This is a genomic window from Streptomyces colonosanans, from assembly GCF_001866645.1.
Lineage (GTDB): Bacteria > Actinomycetota > Actinomycetes > Streptomycetales > Streptomycetaceae > Streptomyces > Streptomyces colonosanans.
This window is the reverse complement of sequence record NZ_MLYP01000153.1, coordinates 1-1,206: the sequence shown is the minus strand read 5'-3', so window position 1 is coordinate 1,206 and position 1,206 is coordinate 1. Positions and strand designations below refer to the sequence as shown.

The window sequence follows — 1,206 nt, the reverse complement described above, 5'->3', positions numbered from 1 at the left end:
CTCGGTCTTCGTCGTCGGCAACAGCCTGCGACTGCGCGGATTCCAGCCCGCCGACCGGTAAGCCACCGACCACGAGGAGGAGGCCGCCATGGCCGGGTACCAGACTCACCGGGACGGCATCATCCGGCGGCTGCGCAGGATCGAGGGCCAGGTGCGAGGTCTGCAGCGCATGGTCGAGGAGGAGACCTACTGCATCGAGGTCCTCACCCAGGTCGCCGCCACCAACGCCGCGCTCCAGTCCTGCGCCCTGGCCCTCCTGGACGAACACCTCGCCTACTGCGTCACGGAGGCCATCGTCGAGGGCGGCGAACAGGCCAGGTCCAAGGTCAGCGAGGCCTCCAAAGCCATCGCGCGGCTCGTACGAACCTGACGGCCGAACACTGCGGGGCCGGGCGAGACGCCCGGCCTCGCAGTCGGTTTCACCGCTCGTACCTGAGCAGTGAGCGCTTGAAGATCTCTCCCGTCCGAAGGGCGGGAGATTCCGGCCTACCTTGCGGTGGTCGGTTTGACGCCTCTGGTGCGCCTTACGGTTGCGCTTCCCGCAGCCGGGACGAGCGCGTGGCCCGTCCGGTACAGGTGCAGGATGTTTTGGGCCGCGTTGAAGTCTGCGTTCCCGGTCCAGCCGCACCGGTGGTTCTTGCATACGAACAGGGCCTGCGATTCCCGGTTGCCGGGGGTGATGAATCCGCAGGCGTGGCAGCGCTGCGATGTGTGTCGCGCGGGTATCGCTGCCAGGGTTCCGCCGTGGCGTTCGAGCTTGTAGGCCAGCATGCGGCGCATGCGTCCCCAGGATTCCTGGAGGATGCTGCGGTTGAGTCCGGCCTTCTGCGCCACGTTGGTGCCGGGGCTGTCCACGGTGCCCTTGGCGGAGCGGGTCATGTTCGTGATGGTGAGGTCTTCCACGGCCACGGTGCTGTAGGTGAGGGCGAGGGTGGTCGTGGTCTGGTGCTGCCAGTCCTCGGCGCGGCGCTTGGCTTTCGCGTGGAGCCGTCGGATCTGGTCGTAGGTGTTCTGCAAGCGGCGGGAGGTGGGCTCGCCTCGCTTGCGGAACGACTTGCGGTGGGCTGCTTCCCGTTCCAGGGCGAGGAGCTTGCGCTTCTCGTTGGGGGTGAGCCATTTGTTCCGGTCTCGGGAAGCCGGTGCGGACGGCCGTGGTCCTGGTGGTTGCCGTCCGAGAGGGCCAGGGGGATGACGACTCCGGCGTCG

2 protein-coding genes are annotated in these 1,206 nt (G+C 67.8%); one reads left to right on the top strand and one right to left on the bottom strand.

The window, feature by feature from the left end:
• The first annotated feature begins 88 nt into the window (after positions 1–88).
• On the top strand, positions 89–370 hold the full coding sequence (locus BIV24_RS30940) for a metal-sensitive transcriptional regulator (protein ID WP_071369774.1): 282 nt from the start codon (positions 89–91) through the stop codon (positions 368–370).
• 116 nt (positions 371–486) lie between these two features.
• On the opposite strand, the gene BIV24_RS30935 is transcribed toward BIV24_RS30940, so the two are convergent.
• Positions 487–1,206: RNA-guided endonuclease InsQ/TnpB family protein (locus tag BIV24_RS30935; RefSeq protein ID WP_342745298.1), on the bottom strand; the 720-nt coding region annotated here is incomplete at its 5' end.